The sequence below is a fragment of the Niallia sp. HCP3S3_B10 genome (genome assembly GCF_052064465.1).
Classification (GTDB): Bacteria; Bacillota; Bacilli; order Bacillales; family Cytobacillaceae; genus Niallia; species Niallia hominis.
Map to the genome: position 1 here is coordinate 1 of NZ_JBQHVO010000063.1, position 24,477 is coordinate 24,477.

The 24,477-nt window shown below is 34.8% G+C and carries 20 protein-coding genes, 1 pseudogene and 2 riboswitches; of the genes and pseudogenes, 4 read left to right on the plus strand and 17 right to left on the minus strand.

Translation table 11 applies throughout. The annotated features are described in order from the left end of the window. Positions 1-369: 369 nt before the first annotated feature. The 3 genes from ACTNDN_RS20330 to ACTNDN_RS20340 all read right to left on the minus strand — a co-directional run bounded on the left by ACTNDN_RS20330 (position 370) and on the right by ACTNDN_RS20340 (position 3,971). On the minus strand, positions 370-2,247 hold the full coding sequence (locus ACTNDN_RS20330) for a PTS fructose transporter subunit IIABC (protein WP_031536757.1): 1,878 nt from the start codon (positions 2,245-2,247) through the stop codon (positions 370-372). A gap of 66 nt (positions 2,248-2,313) precedes the next feature. Further along, positions 2,314-3,222, minus strand: a complete 909-nt coding sequence (pfkB, locus tag ACTNDN_RS20335; RefSeq protein ID WP_031536756.1) for a 1-phosphofructokinase — start codon at positions 3,220-3,222, stop codon at positions 2,314-2,316. Further along, positions 3,219-3,971 (minus strand): DeoR/GlpR family DNA-binding transcription regulator, encoded by a 753-nt coding sequence (locus ACTNDN_RS20340; RefSeq protein ID WP_031536755.1) that lies wholly within the window; start codon positions 3,969-3,971, stop codon positions 3,219-3,221. Before ACTNDN_RS20340 ends, pfkB begins: the two co-directional genes overlap by 4 nt. Before the next feature lie 281 nt (positions 3,972-4,252). On the opposite strand from ACTNDN_RS20340, the gene ACTNDN_RS20345 reads away from it, so the two are divergent. From ACTNDN_RS20345 to ACTNDN_RS20355, 3 genes are all read left to right on the plus strand, one after another. Then, a complete protein-coding gene (locus ACTNDN_RS20345; protein WP_031536754.1) occupies positions 4,253-4,603 on the plus strand; it encodes a hypothetical protein in 351 nt (116 codons plus the stop codon). Positions 4,604-4,826: 223 nt separating this feature from the next. Then, positions 4,827-5,010: riboswitch (cobalamin riboswitch) on the plus strand. A gap of 232 nt (positions 5,011-5,242) precedes the next feature. Beyond that, positions 5,243-7,480: a ribonucleoside-diphosphate reductase subunit alpha gene (locus tag ACTNDN_RS20350; protein WP_441131982.1), complete on the plus strand. Its 2,238-nt coding sequence runs from the start codon at positions 5,243-5,245 to the stop codon at positions 7,478-7,480. Positions 7,481-7,507: 27 nt separating this feature from the next. Further along, positions 7,508-8,551 carry a ribonucleotide-diphosphate reductase subunit beta gene (locus ACTNDN_RS20355; protein ID WP_235252258.1) on the plus strand — a complete coding sequence of 348 codons (1,044 nt, stop codon included), beginning with the start codon at positions 7,508-7,510 and terminating at the stop codon, positions 8,549-8,551. 99 nt (positions 8,552-8,650) lie between these two features. Here the strand turns inward: ACTNDN_RS20355 and ACTNDN_RS20360 are convergent, their stop codons facing one another. The 12 genes from ACTNDN_RS20360 to ACTNDN_RS20415 all read right to left on the minus strand — a co-directional run bounded on the left by ACTNDN_RS20360 (position 8,651) and on the right by ACTNDN_RS20415 (position 21,084). Beyond that, positions 8,651-9,223 carry a GNAT family N-acetyltransferase gene (locus tag ACTNDN_RS20360; RefSeq protein ID WP_048716696.1) on the minus strand — a complete coding sequence of 191 codons (573 nt, stop codon included), beginning with the start codon at positions 9,221-9,223 and terminating at the stop codon, positions 8,651-8,653. Between the two features lie 43 nt (positions 9,224-9,266). Continuing rightward, complete coding sequence (locus ACTNDN_RS20365; protein ID WP_031536750.1) at positions 9,267-9,995, minus strand: exonuclease domain-containing protein; 729 nt, start codon at positions 9,993-9,995, stop codon at positions 9,267-9,269. Position 9,996: 1 nt separating this feature from the next. Further along, the gene (locus tag ACTNDN_RS20370) at positions 9,997-10,980 is read right to left on the minus strand and encodes a DUF294 nucleotidyltransferase-like domain-containing protein (RefSeq protein WP_235252260.1); all 984 of its coding nucleotides are present in this window, start codon (positions 10,978-10,980) and stop codon (positions 9,997-9,999) included. Between the two features lie 341 nt (positions 10,981-11,321). After that, positions 11,322-12,596, minus strand: a complete 1,275-nt coding sequence (locus ACTNDN_RS20375; RefSeq protein WP_235252261.1) for an ammonium transporter — start codon at positions 12,594-12,596, stop codon at positions 11,322-11,324. Between the two features lie 332 nt (positions 12,597-12,928). After that, positions 12,929-13,057: a YjcZ family sporulation protein gene (locus ACTNDN_RS20380; RefSeq protein WP_081836594.1), complete on the minus strand. Its 129-nt coding sequence runs from the start codon at positions 13,055-13,057 to the stop codon at positions 12,929-12,931. Between the two features lie 198 nt (positions 13,058-13,255). Continuing rightward, positions 13,256-13,915 carry a thiamine phosphate synthase gene (thiE, locus tag ACTNDN_RS20385; protein ID WP_031536747.1) on the minus strand — a complete coding sequence of 220 codons (660 nt, stop codon included), beginning with the start codon at positions 13,913-13,915 and terminating at the stop codon, positions 13,256-13,258. A 25-nt stretch (positions 13,916-13,940) separates the two neighbouring features. Beyond that, entirely contained in the window at positions 13,941-14,741 is an 801-nt protein-coding gene (gene thiD, locus ACTNDN_RS20390; RefSeq protein WP_235252262.1) for a bifunctional hydroxymethylpyrimidine kinase/phosphomethylpyrimidine kinase, read from the minus strand. Beyond that, entirely contained in the window at positions 14,738-15,562 is an 825-nt protein-coding gene (gene thiM / locus ACTNDN_RS20395; protein ID WP_441131985.1) for a hydroxyethylthiazole kinase, read from the minus strand. The genes thiD and thiM overlap by 4 nt, the downstream gene beginning before the upstream one ends. A gap of 192 nt (positions 15,563-15,754) precedes the next feature. Then, positions 15,755-15,865, minus strand: a riboswitch (TPP riboswitch). 54 nt (positions 15,866-15,919) lie between these two features. Then, positions 15,920-16,690 carry a TIGR03943 family putative permease subunit gene (locus ACTNDN_RS20400; RefSeq protein WP_235252263.1) on the minus strand — a complete coding sequence of 257 codons (771 nt, stop codon included), beginning with the start codon at positions 16,688-16,690 and terminating at the stop codon, positions 15,920-15,922. Positions 16,691-16,818: 128 nt separating this feature from the next. Beyond that, the gene (locus ACTNDN_RS20405; protein ID WP_235252264.1) at positions 16,819-17,832 is read right to left on the minus strand and encodes a permease; all 1,014 of its coding nucleotides are present in this window, start codon (positions 17,830-17,832) and stop codon (positions 16,819-16,821) included. Positions 17,833-17,962: 130 nt separating this feature from the next. Next, a complete protein-coding gene (locus ACTNDN_RS20410; protein ID WP_441131987.1) occupies positions 17,963-18,886 on the minus strand; it encodes a GTP-binding protein in 924 nt (307 codons plus the stop codon). Positions 18,887-19,101: 215 nt separating this feature from the next. Continuing rightward, entirely contained in the window at positions 19,102-21,084 is a 1,983-nt protein-coding gene (locus tag ACTNDN_RS20415; protein ID WP_441131989.1) for a methyl-accepting chemotaxis protein, read from the minus strand. A gap of 216 nt (positions 21,085-21,300) precedes the next feature. Between ACTNDN_RS20415 and ACTNDN_RS20420 the strand changes: the two are divergent. Continuing rightward, positions 21,301-21,853, plus strand: a pseudogene (locus ACTNDN_RS20420) (class I SAM-dependent methyltransferase). Positions 21,854-21,988: 135 nt separating this feature from the next. Here ACTNDN_RS20420 and ACTNDN_RS20425 read toward each other — a convergent pair. Both ACTNDN_RS20425 and ACTNDN_RS20430 read right to left on the minus strand, forming a co-directional pair. Further along, positions 21,989-22,168, minus strand: a complete 180-nt coding sequence (locus tag ACTNDN_RS20425) for an H-type small acid-soluble spore protein (protein WP_031536739.1) — start codon at positions 22,166-22,168, stop codon at positions 21,989-21,991. Between the two features lie 157 nt (positions 22,169-22,325). Then, a complete protein-coding gene (locus ACTNDN_RS20430; protein WP_441131991.1) occupies positions 22,326-24,434 on the minus strand; it encodes a class I SAM-dependent methyltransferase in 2,109 nt (702 codons plus the stop codon). Between the last annotated feature and the right edge of the window lie 43 nt (positions 24,435-24,477).

Consider the following 24,477-nt stretch of genomic DNA (forward strand, 5'->3'; position numbering starts at 1 on the left):
CGGAAAACAAAAGCCTACACTAAGTTAGAATGGTTTGGTAACTACCGATTCACCAGGTAATTCACTTTTTCAGTGGCCTCGCAGCGAGGAGCATTCCTCCCCGCGGAAAGCGACCGTCTGTGGCGCAATGGAACGACTTAGTTTTTACACTTGAATATATTTAAAACCATAAATAACAGATATGAAAAAGTAGCTTTATTTAAGAGCTAAATTAGAGATTGTTCGTCTTTAAAGATTAGTTATTTAGATTTGTCCCAACCTCTTATAAAAACATACAAAAATGAGACTATACACACTGCATTCAGTAATGTGTATAGTCTCAACTTGCTTAATAAGTGGATGATCTCTCTATCTAATAGTTCATTCCATCTATTTTTGTTCTACGGGTTTCTTTAATAATCCTAACAATAACGCAGATACAACAGCACCGATTACAATTGCTAGTAGGTATAACATCGGATTTCCATCAACCAATCCAACAACAAAAATACCGCCATGTGGTGCTCTTAGTCCAATATTAAATAGCATGGATAGCCCGCCTGTTACTGCTGCTCCAATTGCTACAGATGGAATAACACGCAATGGATCTGCTGCAGCAAATGGAATGGCACCTTCTGTAATGAACGATAATCCCATAATAAAGTTTGTTAAGCCTGCATCTTTTTCTTGTTTCGTAAATTTCTTTTTAAATAAAACAGTTGCTAACGCAATTGCAAGTGGAGGAACCATACCTCCAGCCATGATTGCAGCCATTGGTTCAAAAACACCATTAGCAATAAGACCTGTACCAAAGACATATGCTGATTTATTGATTGGCCCTCCCATATCTATAGCCATCATTGCACCTAATATAATTCCAAGGAGAACAGCATTTCCTGTACCAAGATTTGATAACCAGTTAGTCATCCCTGTATTGATTGCTGAAACTGGCTCCATGATAACGTAATTCATGATAAGACCGGTAAAGAAAATTCCTAATAATGGATAGAGTAAAATCGTTTTTATACCTTCTAATGATCTTGGAAGAACTTCTAATAATTTTTTCAGACCAATTACTATATAACCAGCTAAGAAACCACCGATTAAGCCACCAAGGAATCCGGCACCACCTTGTGCTGCCATAAAGCCGGCAACCATACCTGGTGCAAAGCCTGGGCGATCAGCAATACTCATTGCAATAAACCCTGCAAGAACTGGTACTAATAAGGCAAAAGCATTATCGCCACCAATGTACTTAATAACCGCTGCAAACGCATTATAGCTTGGATCATTTGGATCAGCTGAGTTATAACCGAACATAAAAGATATAGCGATTAGAATCCCGCCTCCAACAACGAATGGTAACATATTTGATACACCACTCATTAGATGTTTATAAATTTGGCCTCCAATCCCTTTTTTTCCTTCCTCTTTTCCTTCGCTAGAGCTACCAGAACCACCTTGATAAACTGGAGCTTGCTTTTTCAAAGCTCGATTAATTAATTCTTCTGGTTTACGGATACCATCTGCAACAGGGGTTTCAAGCACATGTTTTCCATTAAAACGCTCCATTTGTACTTTTGTATCTGCCGCCACAATTACGGCTGTTGCATTTTCAATTTCTTCTGCTGTCAGAACGTTTTTCGCTCCGCCAGATCCATTTGTTTCAACCTTAATGTCTACACCCATTTCAGCAGCTTTCGCTTTTAATGAATCGGCTGCCATATAAGTATGAGCAATACCAGTAGGACAAGCAGTTACTGCAACTATGAAATTCTTTTTATCTGCTATATTTTCCTCTTGTGATTCTTCCTCGACATCATAGCTATCAATAACTGCAAGAACATCCTGTTTAGAAGCAGCATTTAACAGCTTCGAACGAACTTCTTCTTTTAGCAATAAAGTTGATAGTCTTGATAATGCCTCCAAATGTGTATTATTTGCCCCGTCTGGTGCTGCAATCATAAAGAATAGATTGGCAGGCTGCCCATCTAGTGACTCATAATCAACCCCACTAGTAGATCGACCAAATGCAATAGCAGGAGATTTTACTGCACTTGTTTTTGCATGAGGAATGGCAATCCCTTCCCCAATACCTGTTGTACTTTGCTCTTCCCTTTTTAAAATAGCCTCTTTATACGTTTCTTTATCTATTAACTTTCCTGCTGAATAAAGAATATCGACTAGTTGATTGATTGCATCAATCTTTCCATTTCCTTCAATATTTAAAAGGATAGTTTCTTGCGTTAATAATTCGGTAATTTTCATCCCATAACGCTCCTTTTTCATTAATTTTCTATTTCAACCTTACTATTTTGTTAAATGAATTCCGTTTTATGCTTGTAGTTGGACTTGTGGAAGGAGACTCTCTACCTTCTCCTTTGTACATAATCCTATCGAAAATGCTGTAGCACTTCCTGAAGCAATGCTATAGCGGAAGGATTCTTTCATATCCTGTGTCTCTACATATTTAGCAAGAAATCCTGCTACCATACTATCTCCTGCACCAACAGAGCTTTGCACTTCTCCTTTTGGTACTGTACTAATTAGTTCTTCATGTTGGCTAATTAATATAGCTCCTTCGCCCGCTAAGGAAACAATTACATTTTGTGCACCCATTTCTACTAATTTTTTTCCATATGGGATTGCTTCTTGCGCATTCGTAATCGTTGTTCCAAACAAATCACCTAGCTCATGATGATTAGGCTTTATTAAAAATGGATGATACGGCAAGACTGCTTTTAGTAGCTCCCCTTCTGCATCGACAACAAATGAAACATTGTTTTCATGACAAATTTTCACAAGCTCCTCATAAGTTGTTTTCGGTAAGGTTGATGGAACGCTTCCTGCTAATACGAGTAAATCTTCTGAAGTTAAAGAAGCAATCTTATCCTTTAACGCTTGGAATTTTTCTGCAGAGATTGTTGGTCCACTTGCATTTAATTCTGTTTCCGTATCTGCTTTTAATTTCACATTGATACGTGTATCTTCTTCGACTTTCACAAAATCAGTGTCAATCTTTTCGGCAAGTAATTGCGTTTCAATGAAACTACCCGTAAAACCGCCAACAAAACCTAACGCTTTACTTTGCACGCCCATTCTTTTTAATACTTTGGAAACATTAATCCCTTTTCCACCTGCAAATTTACTTGTTTTTTCTAATCGATTAAGCTCTCCTAAATGCACTTCTTTAACTTCGATAATATAATCGACAGAAGGATTTAAGGTTAGGGTATAAATCATTCTTTCACAACCTTTATACTAGTTTTCCTTGAATATAAATCGTTTACTTCATCATCAAGGGAGTTTGTAATAATAGAAGCCTCATGCAAATTCGCTATTTTAGAAAAATAGACTTCTGAAAACTTACTGTCATCTGCGAGAAAGAATGCTTCTCTGGATAATGATAAAGCCTTGCTTTTCACCATGGCTTCCTCTTGGTCAGGTGTAGTATACCCATATTCAGGATGAATACCATTAACACCCATGAAGCATTTATCAAAACGGTAATGATCAAGACTAAGTATGGCACCACGACCCACTAATGCATTTGTCTTTTCTTTTACATACCCTCCCGTTAGGAAGGTTTGAATGCGAGCTTCTAGTAAGCTGGACAAATGCATAAGACCGTTTGTCACAACTACAATATCGCGATTTTTTAAAAATGGTAGCATTTCTGTAATGGTCGATCCTGCATCCAAATAAATGCTATCGCCATCCTCTACGAGATTTGCTGCAAAAGCTGCGATCATTTTCTTCTCTTGAACGTTTTTGAACGCTTTTTCACTCATGCTAGGCTCTTTTATTTTTCCTTGAAGCCTTGCAGCGCCACCATGTACTCTTTTTAAAAAACCTTCTTGCTCTAATTGTGTTAAATCTCGTCTAATTGTTGATTCAGATGTATTAGTAATATCTATTAACTCTTGTATTTTCACAACACTATGCTGTTTAAGCAATTGTACAATTAATTCATGCCTTTCAGGTGTTAACAAGATTATCACACTCCCTCTTCGGGTTGTCTTTCCTCTAACAACATCATAATGTAAACGATTTCGCATTTCAAGCATTTTCTTTCAAAAACAATCAAATATTATCATATTTTTGACGTTTTGTGAACGTTTTTAGTATAATCAGAATTTTCATTCAGGAAATCACAGTATAATTACCTGTATATTACCCGAATCTAGCATATTTAATTAACAATTATTAAATGTTTATGGTATCCTTTGTTCTGGTACTAAATTAATATTAATAAATGAAAAGGAATGAAAGTATGAAAAAAATCCCCTACTTCTATTTAGAATTGGTTAAAATTCTATTTTCAGCCGTACTCTTATTTGCACTATTTGGAACGGTTAATGATATGATCATAAAGCTTATTACTGGCTATTCTTATCCTAATGTTCATTTCTTGGAGAACAAACAGTCCCTTACTGGATTATTTATCTTACAATACATCGGATTTGCGTTAATTTATTTTGTTATTTATAAAAATGGCCTTTCCCTTATCAGTTTTAATAAAGGAATACAACGAAAAAAACTTCCACATGTATGGTCTAAATATTTTATAATTTTCGGAGCGGCTTTTATCCTATTATTTTATCTCGTACTTCTCCTAACCTAAATTATTTTAATAGAAAGTAATTGCGTAAAGATGGATTGTATGATACTATCAAATCAATATATAGTTGATAATCAACAAAATCTTACTATATATAGTTAATATAACAACTCTCAATATCCAATGTCTCTTTTTCGCTTCTTAAGAAGCGACTTTTTTTTGAAAGACATTTACATTTGTCGTAGAGAATGACAAATTCGTTTCATAGAATAGTTACGAAAAAATTTAATATGCCACAAGTTTTGGTGTCCTTATAAGGACTTAATAGGGAATTCGGTGCGAAGCCGAAGCTGTACCCGCAACTGTATGTGATACGAACTAAGAAAACCACTGAGAATATTCTTCTCGGGAAGGTCTTAGTGTAGGATAATTCACTAGCCAGGAGACCTGCCAAACACTTGTGTTTCATTACTCCGGGACTTTGAGATGATGAAACGATGGTATAAACTTAACCCCATACACACTTTTGGGATAGCTTTATGCCATCGTTTGATCCACTCAACAAGTTGAGTGGCTTTTTTTATTGGCTTTTTCTACCCTGTTGTGGAGAAATAAATAGATATCTATGCATTTCTCGCATATTCCCAAAGCAACAAAAAATGTAGAAAGTAGCTTCTAAAATTAATTACTAGGGGGTTTACTATGAAAACAATAGAAAATGATACACTTTTCCTTTTTGATGAACTAGAAAAAGACTATCACCATTTAGATTTCCAACCGCTTAAAACTCGAGCAAAACAATATGTAGAGAATAAGCCTGAAATAAAGGAAGAAGAATTTATTCATCAACTTATTCTGGAAGCATTAAGCTATATGGATGAAAATTCCCCAGATTGGACTTATGTTGCTGCTCGCTTACTATTAAATGACCTATATAGACAAGGAAAGGAAAACCGTCATTCTACCAACCAAAATGCATACGAAAATTTTTACCATTTAATTGATACTTTAACCAAAAAAGGAATCTATCATCCTTCTATCCTTGATACATATACAAAAGAGGATATCACAGAGCTTGAATCAGTTATTCAACAGAAAAACGATTATTTATTTACGTATATCGGACTTCGGATGCTCTCTGATCGCTATCTAGCTCGTGATCATCAAAAACAAGTTTTCGAATTACCACAAGAGCGTTTTATGATTATTAGTATGCACTTAATGAAAAATGAACCAAAAAAGAGCCGATTAACACTGGTAAAAGAAGCTTACTGGGCACTAAGCAATCTTTATATGACCGTAGCTACTCCTACTCTATCTAATGCTGGGAAAAACTGGGGTCAATTGTCAAGCTGCTTTATCGATACAATTGATGACTCTTTACAATCTATCTATGATAGCAATACAGATATTGCAAATCTATCAAAAAACGGTGGAGGAATTGGTGTTTATCTCGGAAAAATAAGAAGTCGCGGTAGTGCTATAAAAGGATTTAAAGGTGCATCATCTGGTGTTATCCCATGGATGAAGCAGCTAAACAATACAGCTGTCAGTGTCGACCAGCTCGGGCAACGCAAAGGTGCTATAAGCGTCTATTTAGATGTTTGGCACAAAGATATCTTTTCCTTCCTAGATAGTAAACTAAATAATGGCGATGAGCGATATCGCACACATGACCTATTCACAGGAATCTGCATCCCTGATTTATTTATGGAAAAAGTAGAGAAACGGGAAGATTGGTATTTATTTGACCCTCATGAAGTAAGAACAGTAATGGGATATAATTTGGAGGATTTCTTTGATGAAGAAATGGGAAAAGGTTCATTCCGGGCAAAATATGAAGAATGTGTAAACCATCCTGATTTATCAAAGGAAATTGTTCCAGCAATTAATATTATGAAAAGTATATTAAGAAGTCAATTAGAAACTGGTACTCCCTTTATGTTTTATCGAGATGAAGTAAATCGCAAAAATCCAAATAGCCATTTAGGTATGGTTTATTGTACAAATCTTTGCACAGAAATTGTTCAAAATCAAAGTCCTACAATAGTAACAGAGCAAAAATATGAAGATGGCAGAATTATTATTGAAAAAACCCCAGGAGATTTTGTAGTCTGCAATCTTTCTTCTATAAATCTAGCAAAATCTGTTACCGCTGATGTTCTAGAACGATTAATTCCCATTCAAGTACGAATGCTTGATAACGTCATTGATTTAAATACTATTCCTGTTATCCAAGGACAGTTTACAAATCAAAAATATCGTGCTATTGGTCTTGGAACCTTTGGATGGCATCACTTACTTGCATTAAAGCAAATTAAATGGGAATCAGATGAAGCTGTATCCTATGCAGACGATTTATATGAAAAAATTAGCTATTTAACTATTTCCGCAAGCGCAGAATTAGCAAAGGAAAAAGGTGTGTATCCTGTTTTTCAAGGTTCCGATTGGGAAACTGGAGCTTATTTTACAAAAAGAGGTTATGATGCAGTAGAAAGTAAATACGATTGGGGAGCATTAAAAAGAACTGTCCACGATAGCGGATTACGCAATGGCTATTTATTAGCTGTAGCACCAAACGCATCCACTGCTTTAATCGCTGGAAGCACGCCAAGCATTGATCCAATATTCAAAAAACAATATTCAGAAGAGAAAAAAGATTATAAAATTCCTGTTACAGCACCAGATCTAAATAAGGATACAACATGGTTTTATAAATCTGCCTATTTGATTGATCAACATTGGAGTATTAAACAAACAGCTAAACGTCAAAAACATATTGATCAAGCAATATCTTTTAATCTATATGTCCAAAATACGATTAAAGCAAAAGAGTTACTAGATTTACATGTAGCAGCTTGGAAAAACGGTTTAAAAACAACCTATTATTTAAGATCTACTTCCTCTGAAGTAGAAGATTGCGATTCTTGCTCTAGCTGATTACTGTATGATAAGGAGGAAAATAAAATGGAAGAAGTCGTTAAAAAAAGACCCATTATGAATAAACAAGCACCAAATAAATCAACAGCCATTATTAATGGAGAATGCTCCAATATATTAAACTGGGATGATGTTCGCTATCAATGGGCGTTCCCGAAATACAAAAAAATGCTTGCTAATTTTTGGACACCGTTTGAAATTAATATGAGTCAAGATATGAAGCAATTCCCTGAACTATCTGACGATGAACAGGATGCATTTTTAAAGATTATTGGCTTATTAGCTTTATTAGACAGTATCCAAACAGATTATGCAGGGAAAGTAGCAGATTATTTAACAGATTCAAGCCTATCTGCTTTAATGATTATTTTGGCACAACAGGAAGTTATTCATAATCATTCCTATTCATATGTTCTATCTAGTTTAGTTCCAATGGAAAAGCAAGAGGAAGTGTTTGAATTTTGGCGAACAGAGCCAATCCTTGAAAAAAGAAATGAGTTTGTAACAAATGGATATGCTTATTTTGCAGAAAATCCAACTCCTAATAACCTATTAAAATCGATTGTATATGATGTAGTTTTAGAAGGTTTATTTTTCTATTCAGGATTTGCTTTTTTCTACCACCTAGCAAGAAATCAAAAGATGGTAGCAACTAGCACGATGATTAACTATATTAATCGTGATGAACAAATTCATGTTGATTTGTTTGTAAAAATATTCAAAGAAGTTCTAAACCAATATCCAGAATATAACAACGAAGAACTCGCCTCTTTCGTGGAGGATACGATGAAGGAAGCTGCAGAATTAGAAATTGAGTGGGCAAGATATATTATCGGCAATAAAATCGATGGAATTCTTCTGCAAGATGTAGAAGATTATATAAAGTTTTATGCGAATGTAAGAGCTAATCAGCTTGGATTTAATCGCCCATTTGAAGGTTATCGCAAAAATCCATTACGCTGGATCAAAGCATACGAAGATGTAGATTTAGGAAAATCGGATTTCTTTGAACAGAAATCACGTCAATATGTAAAAGTCAACCATGTAGACAACGGATTTGACGAGCTATAAACTAAAAATTAAAAGGAGCAACTGTCACTGTTGCTCCTTTTAATCATTTCCTGCACTCTTTGTATTTCATTCAACTAATTCTAACCTTATATATTTGTATTAGATAAATACCTTTTTAGCTCTTTGCTGTTTTTTTTCGAAATAATCTTCTTTTGTCATACAATAATAGACGCTCGTGATGATTTGATTGTTAAAAAGCTTATAGCGATCTTTTTTCTGAAAACGATATTGAAAACCACATTTTTCATTAACTCGTTTTGACTTTTTATTAAAATCAAAATGTCCACACCAGATCAAATCCAATTGCAATTGTTCAAATCCAAAAACTAAAAGATGATTAACCGCTTCTGGTACAATCCCTCTACCCCAATAGGCTGGATTTAAGGCAAACCCAACTTCACGCTGTGCTAAATGAGAAAGCCTAACATCCGGTGTACGCTTATGAAACCCAATACTGCCAATCGCTTTATTTTCCTCTTTCCAAACGATAGCATACGAATTATTATTTTGTAAAAAATAGCGAATTACATCTTTGCTTTCTTGCTCGCTTTTATGGGGAGCCCAACCTGCAAACGGACCAACATCTTCCCTTTTTGCATATTCATATAAATCTTTGTAATCCGATTCTTGCCACCTTCTTAGCAGCAATCTTTCTGTTTCAAATACGCCCATCGAAATTCACCACCATAAATGTTAAAATCTTCTCATGAATAATTTATCGTAAAGCTAGTCTTTCGTAGATATCTTGTAAAGTACGACATCCTAATTTTTGTGCCCTTTCTAAATAATGACACCATAGAATAGCAGTTAATTTAGCATCACCCAATGCATGATGACGATCGATTACTGGAATATCACTAAATGTACACCAGTCCTCCAATGTTAATATCTTTATGTTTGGTTCAACAATTTTAAATAAAAAGGCCGTATCTACAATTCGATGCTTAAAAGGCGTTTTGAAACTTTTCCAGCATGCAGATTGCATAAAGCTTTTCTCATGCGAGGAGTGATGGGCTACAAGGGTATCCTCGTCTATGAATTCAAAAAATTGTACAAGTACATCGGATAAGGGCGGGGCATCCTGCAAATCATTGGTTTGAATTCCTGTTAGGCGACTAATTTCTTCTGGTATTTCAACACCCGCATTCACTAATGTATAAAATTGTTCCTCTAGGATCTGACACCCTTGCACTTTAACTGCACCAATTGAAATAATTTGATCCCCTTTATCGGGTAAAAAACCCGTTGTTTCTATATCAAAAACAACAGCTTTTAAATTATCTAATGGCAATCTGGAAGCAACTTCAACTTTTAAATCTTTCTGAAGCTGGCGCATAAAAGCGATTTGCTGTGAATTACTTCCACTCGAGGTAGCATGCAATACACTCGAATTGACTTTTCCGTATAAATCTCTCATGTATTGAAGAAATGATTCTACTCCCATGTTAACACCCTTTTTCCATTATCCTTTGTACTTGTTGATATAATTTGATACCATTTCGCATTAACGTTTTTATTTCTTGCCTCTGTTCTTTCGATAACTGTTTGATATTCAAATAATGAACGTCTTCATATGTTTTTGCTTCTTTAAATAAAATGATTCGATATTCTAATATTCTATTAAATGAATATTCATAGGCTTTTAACCATTCGTCATATTTCTTTATCTCTCGCAAAGACTTTATTCGTTCTATTGTAGATGTTTCTTGAATTCTCTCTCGAATGGAAAGAAGTCGAATTGAATTTACATACGGCAAATACATGGTATGTTTTAAATGAATGGAGCCTTTGTGACTTCCAGATCTTTCAACGAAAAATTGGCCAAATATTCCTACCCCTTTTTTTATCCGCATCACATTATTCATAAATCTTTTTAAAAGGGCTGGATGCATAACACAATACTGATGTATATAGTTTCTTAATTCCTGAACATATTCTTGGTCTCCAAAAATTTTTCTGCTGTCATAAAAAATTTGCAAAAATCTAATCGATTCCCAGTTTTCTTTTACCAACCATTGATGTAATTGTTGTTTCCACTCTTCTAAAGATTTACACCATGTTGAATTACTGCTCATGACATTTCCTTCACAGTATGGATATCCTATCTCATCCAAAGCATCACTAATCCATTTTCCGAGTTTCATAAAATATTGATTGCAGGTTATTTCTGTTTTCTCATAAATAATCCCATGATCTTGATCGCTTAAAATCCCCTGTTCCTTTCTACCAGCACTTCCTGTTACAAACCATACAAAGGAGCACGGAGGTTCTCCATTTGTTTTAATATATTCAGAGAGGATATATTGAAATAAACAATTAAATATTCCATCATGAAATTTATTTAATTCCTTGCTATTATACCTATTTGTTTTTAAAAAAACTTCCTTTTCCTTTTTTAGCTCAGTTAATCGTCTATTTTCAGAGCACATCCATGCACTTCCTTTGGTAAAAGATATTCATAGTATATTTACATTCAATTTATATTTATGTCTATCTTATCATGTTATCTTTATCCCTGACTCTTTTCATAAAGAGAAACTTTCATAAAAGGATATTTCCGTCATTCACAAATCACCATACACTATTACCTATAAAACGTATTCAAGCTGTGAACCTTATTTTCAAAATGGATTTATGGATAAACTTTAACAACTAAACAAATAAGCAATGCCCTATAGTTTAAAAAAAGATAAAAGCCCCACTTTTCAGCGAGACTCCTATCCTAGTAGGTTCAGTAGCATTATCCTTAAAAAGGGCTATTAACCATTACTTATAAGCTTTTTGTTTCTTCTTTTGATAAGAAAGTTTCAGGGTAACCATATGAACCATGTTCACTGATATCTAAGCCCATGATTTCTTCCTCTTCTGTTACACGTAGTCCGCTGACTTTCTTGATAACAAATAGGATGACATAACTTACTGCAAAAGCGAAAAGTCCACAAGTTATTACACCAAGTGCTTGAATACCTAATTGCCCAAATCCTCCACCGTAGAAGAGACCAGCTTTACCTACTCCAGTATACTCAGCTAACTCTGCTGTCGCAAATAAACCATTTGATAACGTACCCCAAATCCCTGCTGTTCCATGTACAGATAAGGCAAAGATTGGATCGTCAATTTTTCTACTTTCAAAGAAACGAGCACTGTAAAATACAAGAACTCCAGCAATTAGACCAATAACAACTGCTGCCCATGGTTCAACGAACGCACAAGACGCTGTAATTGCAACAAGACCAGCTAATGCCCCATTTAGCATTGTTGTGATATCAGATTTACCTAACACAATCCAAGAAATTAACAATGCTGCAACTGCACCAGCTGCTGCTGCTAAGTTTGTGTTTAATGCAACATATCCGAAAAATCCATCTGAAACAGAAACAGTACTACCAGCGTTAAATCCAAACCAACCTACCCAAAGAATCAATACACTAAGCGCAGTATAAACTTGGTTATGTCCGAATATTGGGTTAGCAGAACCATCTGGATTATATTTACCAATACGTGGTTTTAATAGCATTGTTGCAGCTAATGCAGCCGCAGCACCAGTTAAGTGAACAACCGTTGATCCAGCAAAGTCTTGTTTGCCGTGCTCTGCTAACCAGCCGCCACCCCAAATCCAGTGTGCAATGATTGGATAAACCAAAATACCAAATAATATAGAGAAAATTAGATATACAGATAATTTCGCACGCTCTGCAAATCCTCCTAGAGCAATCGTTAAGGAAATTCCAGCAAAAGCTAGTTGGAAGACAAAGAATACGGTAGTTTGTAACCCAGCATCCTCAACTTGCCCTCCTCCATAGAAAAAGTCGCTCATCCCTACAAAGAAATTTGCATTATCTCCAAAAATGAATCCGTAACCTACAGCCCAGAATACTAATGAGGCAATTCCAAAAGTAAAGATTGTTTTTCCTGCGATATGTCCCGCATTTTTCATTCTTGTGGAACCTGCTTCTAATAATATAAATCCACCAAGCATAAAAATAACTAAAATTGCAGCAACCATTGTCCACAAGCTGTTCATCAAAAACTCTAAATTTTCCATTAAGATTCCTTCCCCCTTTATGTATATATACTTACCATCAAGTGTCACATAATCTAACACTCTAATAACTTTATTTTACCTATATTAAATTTTCTGTCAATAAGAATTTGAAAAATAATTTTCTTAAAAATTAAAATATTATAACTAGTTTCATTTTATTCTACATTTTTTTGATTTTCCAATATAATTTTATGTATTTTTCACCCTATTTTAGTAAGCGTTATCATAATAACAAGTTAAACGGGCACGATTTTTCTCATTTTCCCCACTACTAATCCCATCCTCTATAAATGTAAAAAAAGCTGACAAGAAGTCAGCTTTTCATTCGTATATTAGCAAATAAAAGTAGCACCAACGATAATTAATAAGATAAATAATACAACGATTAGCGCGAATCCGCCGCCATATCCAACACCAGCGCCATATCCGCAACCATAACCATATCCACCATAACCGTACATATATACATCTCCCTTTCTCATTTTTGTAGTATATTAACCATTTCTATAACTGGTTAACGAGGAAGGAGCCTCTATATTTTTTCTTAACTAGCTCCTCTTACAAAATTATTGTATGCAAGGATATATATTTGGGTTGGGTGAATGTCTATTTTTCCGCAAAAAACCTGCATTTGAATGAAAGCTTCCACCAAAATACAGCTACTCTTGGTCAGTAACCACTTTCTTTAGTCGCTTTGTTTGCTCATAGGGATTATCTGCCATGCTAATTTCCGAAATAATTGCAACTCCATCTGCTCCTGCTTTAATTACAGGATATGCATTATCGATCGTAATCCCGCCAATTCCTACTATTGGTATTCGAAGATTTAGTTGTTTAACTTTTTCGATAAGGGATGTTCCTTGCACTTCCTTCGCATCTTTTTTTGTGCTTGTTGCATAAATGGGACCAATGCCGATATAATCAGCTCCTGCCTCCATTGCCAGCTTTATTTCCTCTATTGAATGAGCAGATACACCTAATACCTTATTACCGATCCATTCTCGAACCTTTATTGCATTCTCATCCTCCTGGCCAATATGCACTCCATCTGCATCTAATGCTATCGCGAGTTCAATATCATCATTGACTAGAAATGGAACATTATAATGATTACATAATTTTTGCATTCTTTTTGCAAGTTGAAATTTTGCTTCTCCTTCTAATGCATCGCTTCCTTTCTCTCTAAATTGGAACACCGTAATGCCGCCCTTTAATGCTTCTTCTAGTACATAATCAGGAGCTAAGCTGCTGTTATTGCTTCCCATAATAAAATACACTTTTAGCAATTCTTTTATTTTTTCACTTGTATATATTGTCATATTTCCTCCGAATAGCTATTTGTGCCTACCTTTTACTTTCTTGGTAAGCCCAATGATTTGTCGGACCATGTCCGCTTCCTATATGAAGATCCATTTTAATTGCTTGGTGAATAAAATCTTTTCCTAATTGAAAGGCATCCTTAACTGAATAACCATTTGCAAGAGCTGCTGTTATTGCAGCAGAAAAAGTACAGCCGGTTCCATGCGTGTTTTTAGTTGGAATTCTTTTGGCCAACAAACTTGAAAAGCAAGTTCCATCATAGAGTAAATCAACAGACTCCTTTTCCTTTCCATGTCCCCCTTTAATAATGACATTGGAAACTCCCAACGCTGATAATCTTTTCGCTGCTTCTTTCCTATCCTCCATATTTTGAATATTCAATCCAGTCAATTCCTCGGCTTCTGGTATATTCGGAGTCAATACTGTAGCTATTGGTAGAAGCTTTTTTTTCATGGCATCTATTGCTTCTTTTTGAAGTAAATTAGCACCACCTTTAGCAATCATTACAGGATCTACCACCAAATTCTCCCACTTGTATTGCTTTATTTTATCTGCTACTAATTCGATAATTTCACTATTAAACAGCATCCCTGTTTTTAAAGCATCTGGCTTTAAATCAACAGCTATGCATTCTATTTGTTGTTCAATCGCCTCCAATGACATTGGATACACTCCATCTACCCCCAGTGTATTTTGTGCTGTTACAGCTGTAATAGCACTCATTCCAAACACTTTAAGCTCTTGAAATGTTTTTAAATCGGCCTGAATCCCAGCTCCTCCTCCACTATCAGATCCTGCGATTGTTAATGCTTTTGCAGTAGTCATTGATGTGCCTCCTCTTCTATTTCCACTTTCATCCATTTCTTTACATCAGCTTCGTTAATTTTCGCTAATCGATTTAATAATTCCATTTGAAAACTTCCTGGACCATCCTCTTTCGTTTTTTCAAAGGCAAGTTCTGCAGCGATCCCATATGTAACTAAAGCAGATGTAGAAGATAGTAATATATCTCCTTCCACAGCAATAAAGGCTCCGAGAATGGCTGAAAGTAAGCAGCCAGTTCCTGTAACTTTTGTCAACATCTCATGACCGTTACCAACGAGAGTAAGTTTCCCGTTAACGGATACGACATCTTGTTCACCCGTAATGACAACAGGTACTTGTAAAAGCTTTGATGCTTCTAACGCAATTTCACGATTATCATGTACATTTACAGAGTCAACACCTCTCACTTCCGCTTTTATCCCAGCAACATTAGCTATCTCTGCTGCATTGCCTCGAAGTAATGTAATATCTACTTCCTTCATAATGCGATGGACAGATTCTGTACGATACCTAGTTGCACCTGCTCCAACAGGATCCAGAATAACAGGTGTATTGGCGACATTTGCGGCCTTTCCGGCAATAATCATGCTCTCCACATTTCCAGCCGTTAATGTACCGATATTAAGTACAAGGGCATCTGCTACTGTTGCCATATCTGCAACTTCTTCCTTTGCATATGCCATTACTGGTGAAGCCCCTAATGCCAATAACCCATTTGCTGTAAAATTTGTAACTACTACATTCGTAATATTATGAATAAGTGGTATTTTATTTCTTACTCTTGTTATTACTATTGGAATCATTTCATATATTTCGTTCATCTAATAACTCATTCCCTTCTTGTTTCTTTATTAATAGTTTTATTTACTTCCTACTATTATCACTATATAAAATTATACATAGTAAAAAAGCCATAACTGACTGTAATGTAAAGCACGCGAAATAATAGGAAGCTACGTGCTAATTTCAGCAATTATGACAAAAATAAAAACACTACGCCTAAGCAAAGTGTTCTTCTATACTAGACACCTCCCTACGCTGGCATTATCCAACAGGTTCATTCGGTCAATGGCAGAATAGCCATACTCTCAGCCTGTTTCAAACAAGCTCCCGATTCTTATTCAATTGATTTCATTTAAATTTTAGCGAAAATATTCGAATAATGCAAGAATTGTAGGCTAATAGTCTAATGCATATAAATAATCTTCCTCAGGTGCTACCGTTTTTTCAGCTTTATCCATTTTAATCACTGGAATCACTTGACCTTCATATTCCTTCTTATCCAATTTCCCTTTTAATGAAAACCATTGATCGCTTTGTAAACCACCAACATCTCCTTCTATCATATAGCCGTATATTCCAAGGTCAGCAATGCAATGTGTCATGACATATCTTGCAATGACCGCCTCCTTATCCGTAAAGGATTCCTGTCGATGAATGAAGCCGGTAATCGTGATTTCTTTTCCAATCATATTGTCCAAATTACTGTTAATCCTATCCATCGATTGCAGATAATTATCATCATCTATTATCATCATGTCTTCCTCCGCCTCAGAAATAGCTTGACTTACAGAAGACGTCTGTCCATGTTCGTATTGAACATTGGGAAGAATGCTCTTGTTAAACGACATATCTTGTAAGGTGAAAAACAAAAATAACGGACTAAAAAATATGAAATAAGACAGTGCTAGGTTCATTAACGAAGCATTTTCATCACACACATCACAGTCACAATCTGCTCCCTTTAAATTGCTATTTAGCAAACGAAAAAAGCCGAGAAAAAATAACAAGAACATCGTGATATATAGAAACGGAACCATATTAGGCTCAACAAGTCGCGTCACATCACCTGTTACCAACAATTTAAAAATAAGGAGACTAAAGCCAATCAGCACAATCCCTTGCAGCTCATTCGCCAATTGCCATGTTGGACTCCATTTGATTTTCACCGCTTTTCCTCCTTATTTTGAATTAATCTAACATAAAATGAACTTCCTTAATAGAAGTTTTCGAACTTTCAGCAATAGATTCACTTAATTCTCTACCTTAAAAAGAAACAAGTCTCTTTTACCGAAGTTTAAGAGGGTGATAAAAAGAATCCTGATAATACAGATAGGATATATACAACAATCGTCACAATCAATATAAATAATAGGACAAACTTGATTCGAAAGGAAGCCATCATAACGAATGTATTTTTAAAATCGAGAATCGGTCCAAACACCAAAAAGCTAATAATTGCTTCAGGGGTAAACGTCCTTGAAAAGGAAGCTGCCACAAAAGCATCTGCTTCTGAGCATAAGGATAATACATATGCCAGACCCATCATAACTGCAGTTCCTTCAATCGATGATTCTCCTGCTTGCATAATATAGCTATCCTTTAAATATACTTGAGCTACACTCGCAAAAACTGCTCCGATAATAAAATATTTGCCAATTGTAAAGAATTCATGGCATGTATGATGCAGAATGCCTTTCCACTTCGAATCACCTTTATTCTCATTAACCGGAACCGATGACATTAAATCCTCTCGGTGTGTTTTTAATACCTTTTGCTTAGAAAAAAGCATGTAAATAATAAAACTTACTATGATGCTTGCTAAAACACAAATAATAAAACGCCCATATGCAATCGATATATTATTTTGGAAAGCATAGTATGTACTCCCAAAAACAATGAAGTTTAGAATCGGCGCCCCCATTAATAACACCACACCAATATGAACCGGAATACCTTTTTGGATCAGCCTGCGAACAACTGGGATGATCGCACATTCACACACTGGTGTAATTAATGCAGCAATTAATGCCACTATAATTGCTATAAAGGGATTTTTAGGCATGATTCTTGCTATCGTTTCTTCCGAAATATAGAGATTGATAATAGAGGAAGCAATTGCCCCTAACAATAAAAACGGTAAAGCCTCCAGAAAAATCCCTAAAAAAAAGACAAAAATGGTTTTAATCTGATCTGGCATCTCAAAATTGATTTTATTTGCAACATATATATCTCCGAAAAAAAACAAATACATTAAAGCCATAAACAAGCCAAATATAAAAATATCCTTTAAACGAGTTGGGATGGACATAGTATGCTCCTTTTCTTACATCGGTCTACTATTACTTATTACATATCTATGCTTGTCCTAACCAATTATGCATACATACCATAAAAAGAGTGTAGGCTTATAAGGTTCCATAAGACTACACTCCATAGAATTAAATACTTACTTCTTTTGGTAATTTTTCTCCTATTATGATAATTTCTCCTTTTCTATTCGGAACATTTTCTGATACTTTTTGCCATTCCAATAGTCCTGATGCATATTGAAAGTGATACCATAATTGATCTTCACTATTTTTTATAGTGCCTTTAGCGCGCAGAAGTTTATCTTGATTGTTTTTTAAAAAATCTCTTAAATCCCTTTTGGTCATGGCAGTTGTTTGCACTAATTTTATCGCTTTAATATGATGGTGGTGGTGGTGGTGATGAAATGAAATGGAATGTTCTTTATTGCTGTTTATTTGCTTTTTTTCTAAAAATTCTGTGACACCATTCCCATATTTACTATGTATCAACGGTGCATCTGCATTTATTTTTCTAATCCTTTTTTCTACTTTTTCGATTGCCTGTTTACTTGATAGTTGATCTATTTTATTTAAAACAAGCATTGTCCCATTTTCAATTTGTTCTTTCTGCAATTGTCTTACTTCTTTACTACTCGAAAAAACGCTTGTATATTCTATAAAGTGCAAACTATCAATCAAGCAAATACTTTCAGCAATATGAAAAACTTCTCTATAAGCCTTTTCATTAAATGTCTCCATTATTTCAGAAGGATTAGCTACACCTGTTCCTTCTAATAAAACGACTTCAATATTTTCCTTATATAAAGTCTCTGTTAAATCATCCAGGGTAGTTCTTAAATCATCTTTAATGGAGCAGCATACACACCCATTCAAAAGTTCATAGAGTGATTCATCATGAAATAGATGCCTTTCTATATTCGTTTCGCCAAGTTCATTCAAGATAATAGCATACTTCTTATTTTTCCCTTTAAAATACTCCATACATTTTAAAAGCGTTGTTGTTTTCCCACTGCCAAGAAATCCATTTATTAAATAAACGTTGATTTTTTTCATCATAAAACCTCCTGCTTATAGTGAAACGAACCATCAGTAAGTGGTGTCTTCCTCCACCCTGATGAATGGTTGAACCAATCGGACCTTTCAGGACAGTTGATCTTCCACTTATCTTCCTCCCATTCTCAATAGCAAAAGATGAAGGATTTACTGCCGTTTATGAGTGGGATAATGCTATCGCTACTTTATGCAAGAGGATATTTTATTATGACAAATTAATAGGTAAACTGATAAAGATTCCTTCTAAGCTGATCTGCCATTTCTGATAAATTTTTTGCCGAGCCTGAAATTTCTTCTATGGCAGCTAACTGTTCTTCTGTTAAAGATACAACTTCTTCAGACGATGTAGAATTTTCATATGCAATTTGTGCTAATTCGCCAGCTGTTACACTTACTTCTTTAAGCGTTTTAGCCATTTCATTTGATGTAGATGTAACATTTTGAATATGTGGTGTCATTTCATTCATACTAATAACTATTTCTTGAAACTTCGTATTTGATTCATCCGTTACTTTCATCCCTGTTTGTACAGCGTTAGACACCTCGGACATTCTATATACTGTATTTTCAGTCGTTTTTTGAACATCCTTAATCAGCTGAGAAATATTGCTTGCAAATTCACCTGACTGCTCAGCAAGTTTTCGAACTTCATTTGCCACAACTGCAAATCCTTTCCCTTTTTCCCCTGCTCTTGCTGCTTCTATTGCAGCATTTAAGGCTAACAGATTTGTTTGTTCTGAAATTGTCGTAATACTTTCCGTAATTTTCCCAATATGCTTTGACTGCTCCACTAATTCCTTAATCATTTTATTTGATTCTGCTACAGCCTCATTTATCACATCCATTTGTTCTAGTGTTGCCTGAATAGCATTTCCACCTGTATAAGCTTTCGTTAATGTTTCAGTAGATAGTTCTGAAACATTCTTACTATATTCAACGATTTTGTTCGTACCATTTAATATGGATTCAATATCATCTGCATTATGCTCTATTCCTTTTGTCTGTCTTTCTGCTCCACTAGCAACTTGCTGAATGGTATTCGTTACATGTTCTGATGCAATCGTTACTTCATTGGCGCTTGCTGTTAACTGTTCTGCACTTGCTGCAACATTCTCCGAACTATTTTCGATATTTCGGAGAAGTTTTTGTAAGTTATCCTGCATATATTGAAAAGCAGTCGATAATTCGCCAATTTCATCTTTTGTCTGCATATTAATTGTTTTTGTTAGATCGCCATTGCTTACCATTGTAGCGTGACTCTTTAATTTTTTTATTGGTTTAATAATAGAGCGAACGATTATGACCATCATTATTCCACCAATAATAAGGGAAACAACTAATATTACTGTAATCGCATACAAAAGGCCTTTTGTGTGATTTGCAATTTCTGATTTTTCCAGTGTCCCAGCCAACTTCCAGCCTGTAAGCTTATTTGTTTGATAGACCATTTTTCTACTAACCTTTTCTACTGTATAATCCAATGTTCCAGATTCTTTTTTGTAAAGGGTTTCATAAAATATTTCCTTTACAATGTCTCCTTGCTTTTCTTCAGGGTGAACAATGAAACGTTTTTTCTGGTCAAGCAGTATAACATAACCTTCTTTGCCAAACTTTATATCACTTGCTAGTTCTGCTAAATAATCTAGATTCATCGTAACTGCTATAACCCCTGCGTTGTCCGCAATTGTTTTGCCAATTGTAATCACCATTTTTTTAGAAACGGGAGATAAATATGGATCCATAATAACCACTTGTCCTCCTTGATTTACAGCGGATTTATACCAATCTCTTAATCTTGGATCCATCTGATCGTCCAATTCTTCTGTAGACTTCTGAATAAGTTTTCCATCATTTGTTGCAATATAAATGCTCGAAACCTCTGGATGAACTTTAATGTATTGCTCTATAGTGGTCTGCAGACTAGCTGGTTTTTTCTCCATTGCTTCTTTTGTTATCGTTTCTGACAGTGCAGAAACATCATATACTTTTTGTGACATTAAATTAGTTATAGATGTATCTAACACATTTAAATTAGTGCTTGCATTGTTTATAAAATCCTTTTCCATTTGATTATTTGCATATAGAAACGAAAATGCACCAATTAGGATACTTGGGATTAACAGCATTGCTAAAAAGGAAAAAACAAGCTTTTTCTTAATTGGTATTCCGATATTTTTTCGAAATGGAAATTTTCTCATACTAACCGCCCTCTCTTTGTATACGCATACATATAAACAAAAATAAATAGGTAAATCATTCCTCAGCTCTCTTATTTTACAATAGATAGGACATGATTCCTATGCCATAAGTCATATTTTCTACTTGTTACTCGTTAACAGTTTTTTCTTGCATAAATGTCAGGCTTATATTACAGTATAATTAAAATTTTTAAAATAAAGAGCAAGGAGAGATTTATGGAGAAACCGCCGATAAAAGTTGTGATAGGTGCAGGGGAATTTAGAAATAACCCTTGGATGGATTCATACCCAAGAAGAAGAACTAAACCTTTTAGATGAATCAACCTGGCAACGTTTTGAACATTCATCCATTACGGCCATTTTAGCGGAACATGTATGGGAGCACTTAACCTTTGAACAAGGTGTTCAAGCTGCCTCCATTTGCTACCATTACTTAAAACATTCTGGTTATGTTTGTTGTGCAGTTCCAGATGGATTCTTCCCGGACGAGTCGTATCAGCAAATCGTGCAAATTGGTGGGCCAGGACCAAAGGAACATCCAGCAGCTAGCCATCAATTTGTCCATACCTATCATACATTGCGAAAAATGTTCGAACTAGCAGACTTTAAGGTTCACTTATTAGAGTATTGTGATGAAGACGGGATTTTTCACAAGAATGAGTGGTATGGAGAAGATGGTGTGATTTTCCGGTCAAAACAATTTGATCCAAGGAATCAAGGGGATAAATTAGCATTTCCCTCTCTCATTATAGATGCAGTGAAAAGATAAGAAAATTTACAATAATGACAGATAAAATACGCTTCCTTCCATCTTTTTGTCTAGTTTCTAGTTAATAGTGAAGGAAGCATTTTTTTGAAAAAGCATATAAAAAGAACCACTAGGAAATTAGTGGTTGTCTTTGATTTAGATTTCTTTTAAGCTCGCTATATCTACTTCCGTCTGTTCTTCCATACCACCTACCAGATGAACAATTACAGTCGCATCTTCTTCTTTTATATCATCAATCCACACAGACACTCCGTTATACTGAACCTCTATTTCAGCTGATGAGGATAGTATTTGCTTCACTCTGTTAATATCCAAAATATCACCTACTTTCTTTGAAAGAACCTTCTTACATTCATATGTCATGAAGAAGATTGCGGTTCTAATTTTAATTAAAACCTTTTTTCATTATGTGAAAGTACTGACATTTTTATTCTGTTAATTTTGAATAGACCTAGTTGGCTTTTGAAATACTCTATTTTTTATAATGACTACCGTTCCTTTTCTCGATAACAATAAAACAAGTACTATCAGGAAGGCTAACTAACTTCTGCTCGACATCTGTCACTTTCACATCAGGCAAAAGATGCTCCTCATAGCCCTCTTGCAAGTAATGGCGAAACATCAGGATTTCGCCATTATTCCCGATCACATTTTGTATAGCCTCTTTATATTCACTTGGAGTAAAATAGCCAAACTGCTCTTGTACTTCATGGGGATAGGCTTCTTCTCCCCATGTATATGTATAGAGAAATTCCATTGCATCATTAACGAGGAGCCGAACAGTGTTTTCTTCTAATTGCTTGTATATGATATTTCTTCCTTTAAAATCCTTTACATATCGCTTAAAAAATTCGATGCCATCTGATTTTTTAAATTCTATTTGCCTTAATTCCTCTTTTGGCTCTGTCATAATCCCATCTCTGATAATGATTCTTCCGCCAGGCTTTAGCACATCGAATGCACTTTTAAGACTATGGATGATAACTTCTCGATTAAATTTTTTGCCATTATAGGGTATATAAGAATACATTTCATGGAGGATAGAAGAGTATATTATTGTATCTATACTATTAAGCTCAAACGTTTCTTTTAATTGAAGCGCATCAGCTTGTTTCACCAACCAAGATTTCTTTTCTCTTCTTTTTCTTTTTTCTAATGCTTCGATAACATTTATTGAAATATCCATCCCGATAATTTCTGCATGTGGATGTTTTTCAGATAAAATATCTAACATTACCCCTCCACCTGAACCTATATCAAGCATTATATTACCAACTGCATAGTCAGCAATAAGCTTTTTATGATTTTCTGCATTGTTCATATCTGTAAGGTATTTTGTTTCATTTTGCAAGCGATCAAAACCATCTTTGCGAAAGCCAAAGAAATCATATAAGAGGATGATAGCACGTTCGTAAAGTGGCGATTTTTCTGCTTCTTGACAGAATTCAATTAATTTTTCGCCTGCCTTGGAATAAGTAAAAGTTACACAAATATTTTCATTTACAGTATTAAGTGGAATAATCGTTAATTCAACATGAGCATTTATACTCTGTCTTCCGACAATTAATTCTTCTAAAGTATGTTCTTTCAAATATGCCTCAATAATCCTCTTTTTATATAAATTTACAGTCTTTTTCCCTTTATAATCATAATAAATATTCTTCATAAAGGGTTCAAAGCTGATTTGTTTTATTGTTAATGGATTGGCTTTTTGATAAATGAGTAAGAAGATTTTTAAAAATTCTTCGAAAGCGAAATCATGAAGTGCAGACTCTACATACCACATATCTGTTTTATTAAAAAAAATTTGAAATAGCTCTTTAAGCTTCAGACTTGAGAACAATTGATCATACACTTGATCAAAGTTTTCTCCACGTTTTATTGCCGAATTTCTTAGTCTCTTTATTCTCTCCTTTAAAGAAAGCTCTTTTTCTCTTATGCCTCCTATAATAGAACGAATAACATCTTTAACTTCTTGATGAACATCACTCCAGATTTGTGGAGAAACTGCTTCAATTATACATTGATTTAACACATACAAAAGATTAAAAAATTCCGTCGAATTTACTTTATTGTATTTATAGATATAGACAATTAAAGGTTCTAATTGGCAATAACGGACTTCTCCTCTAATAAATTGGCCAATAAGTCCGTGGGTATAAATAAGTGTAAAAATAAGTTCTTCTTTTTCCAGATCTCTTTCCTGTATTGACAGTTTCATTTTTTCCTCTGCGTAAATTTGTGCAGACCCTATATTATGTATCCCTAATTGAAATCCAAGTCGACTCCATTCTCTCCTTTTGGAGGGGGAACCACATTTAGCCACATCACTCCAAACCAAAACTTCTTCAAGGATTTGTTTCTCCCTCGTATGTACAATTGTACTGTTGTCTAAAATCACTAACGCTCTTTCAATATAGGACAATACTGGATGACTATCTATTTCTGACAGGGAATGGACTTGTTCGAGGTTAACATTCTTTTCCTTTGTAATATATAGATATTGCAGCCATCTATGGTTACGAAGTTCCTCTTTATCTCCCTTTTTTACTTTTTGAATGGATAGTAACGATTCAAGCATGGAAATCACTCCTATTGACGAATCTTTTTTCAAAACAACTTCA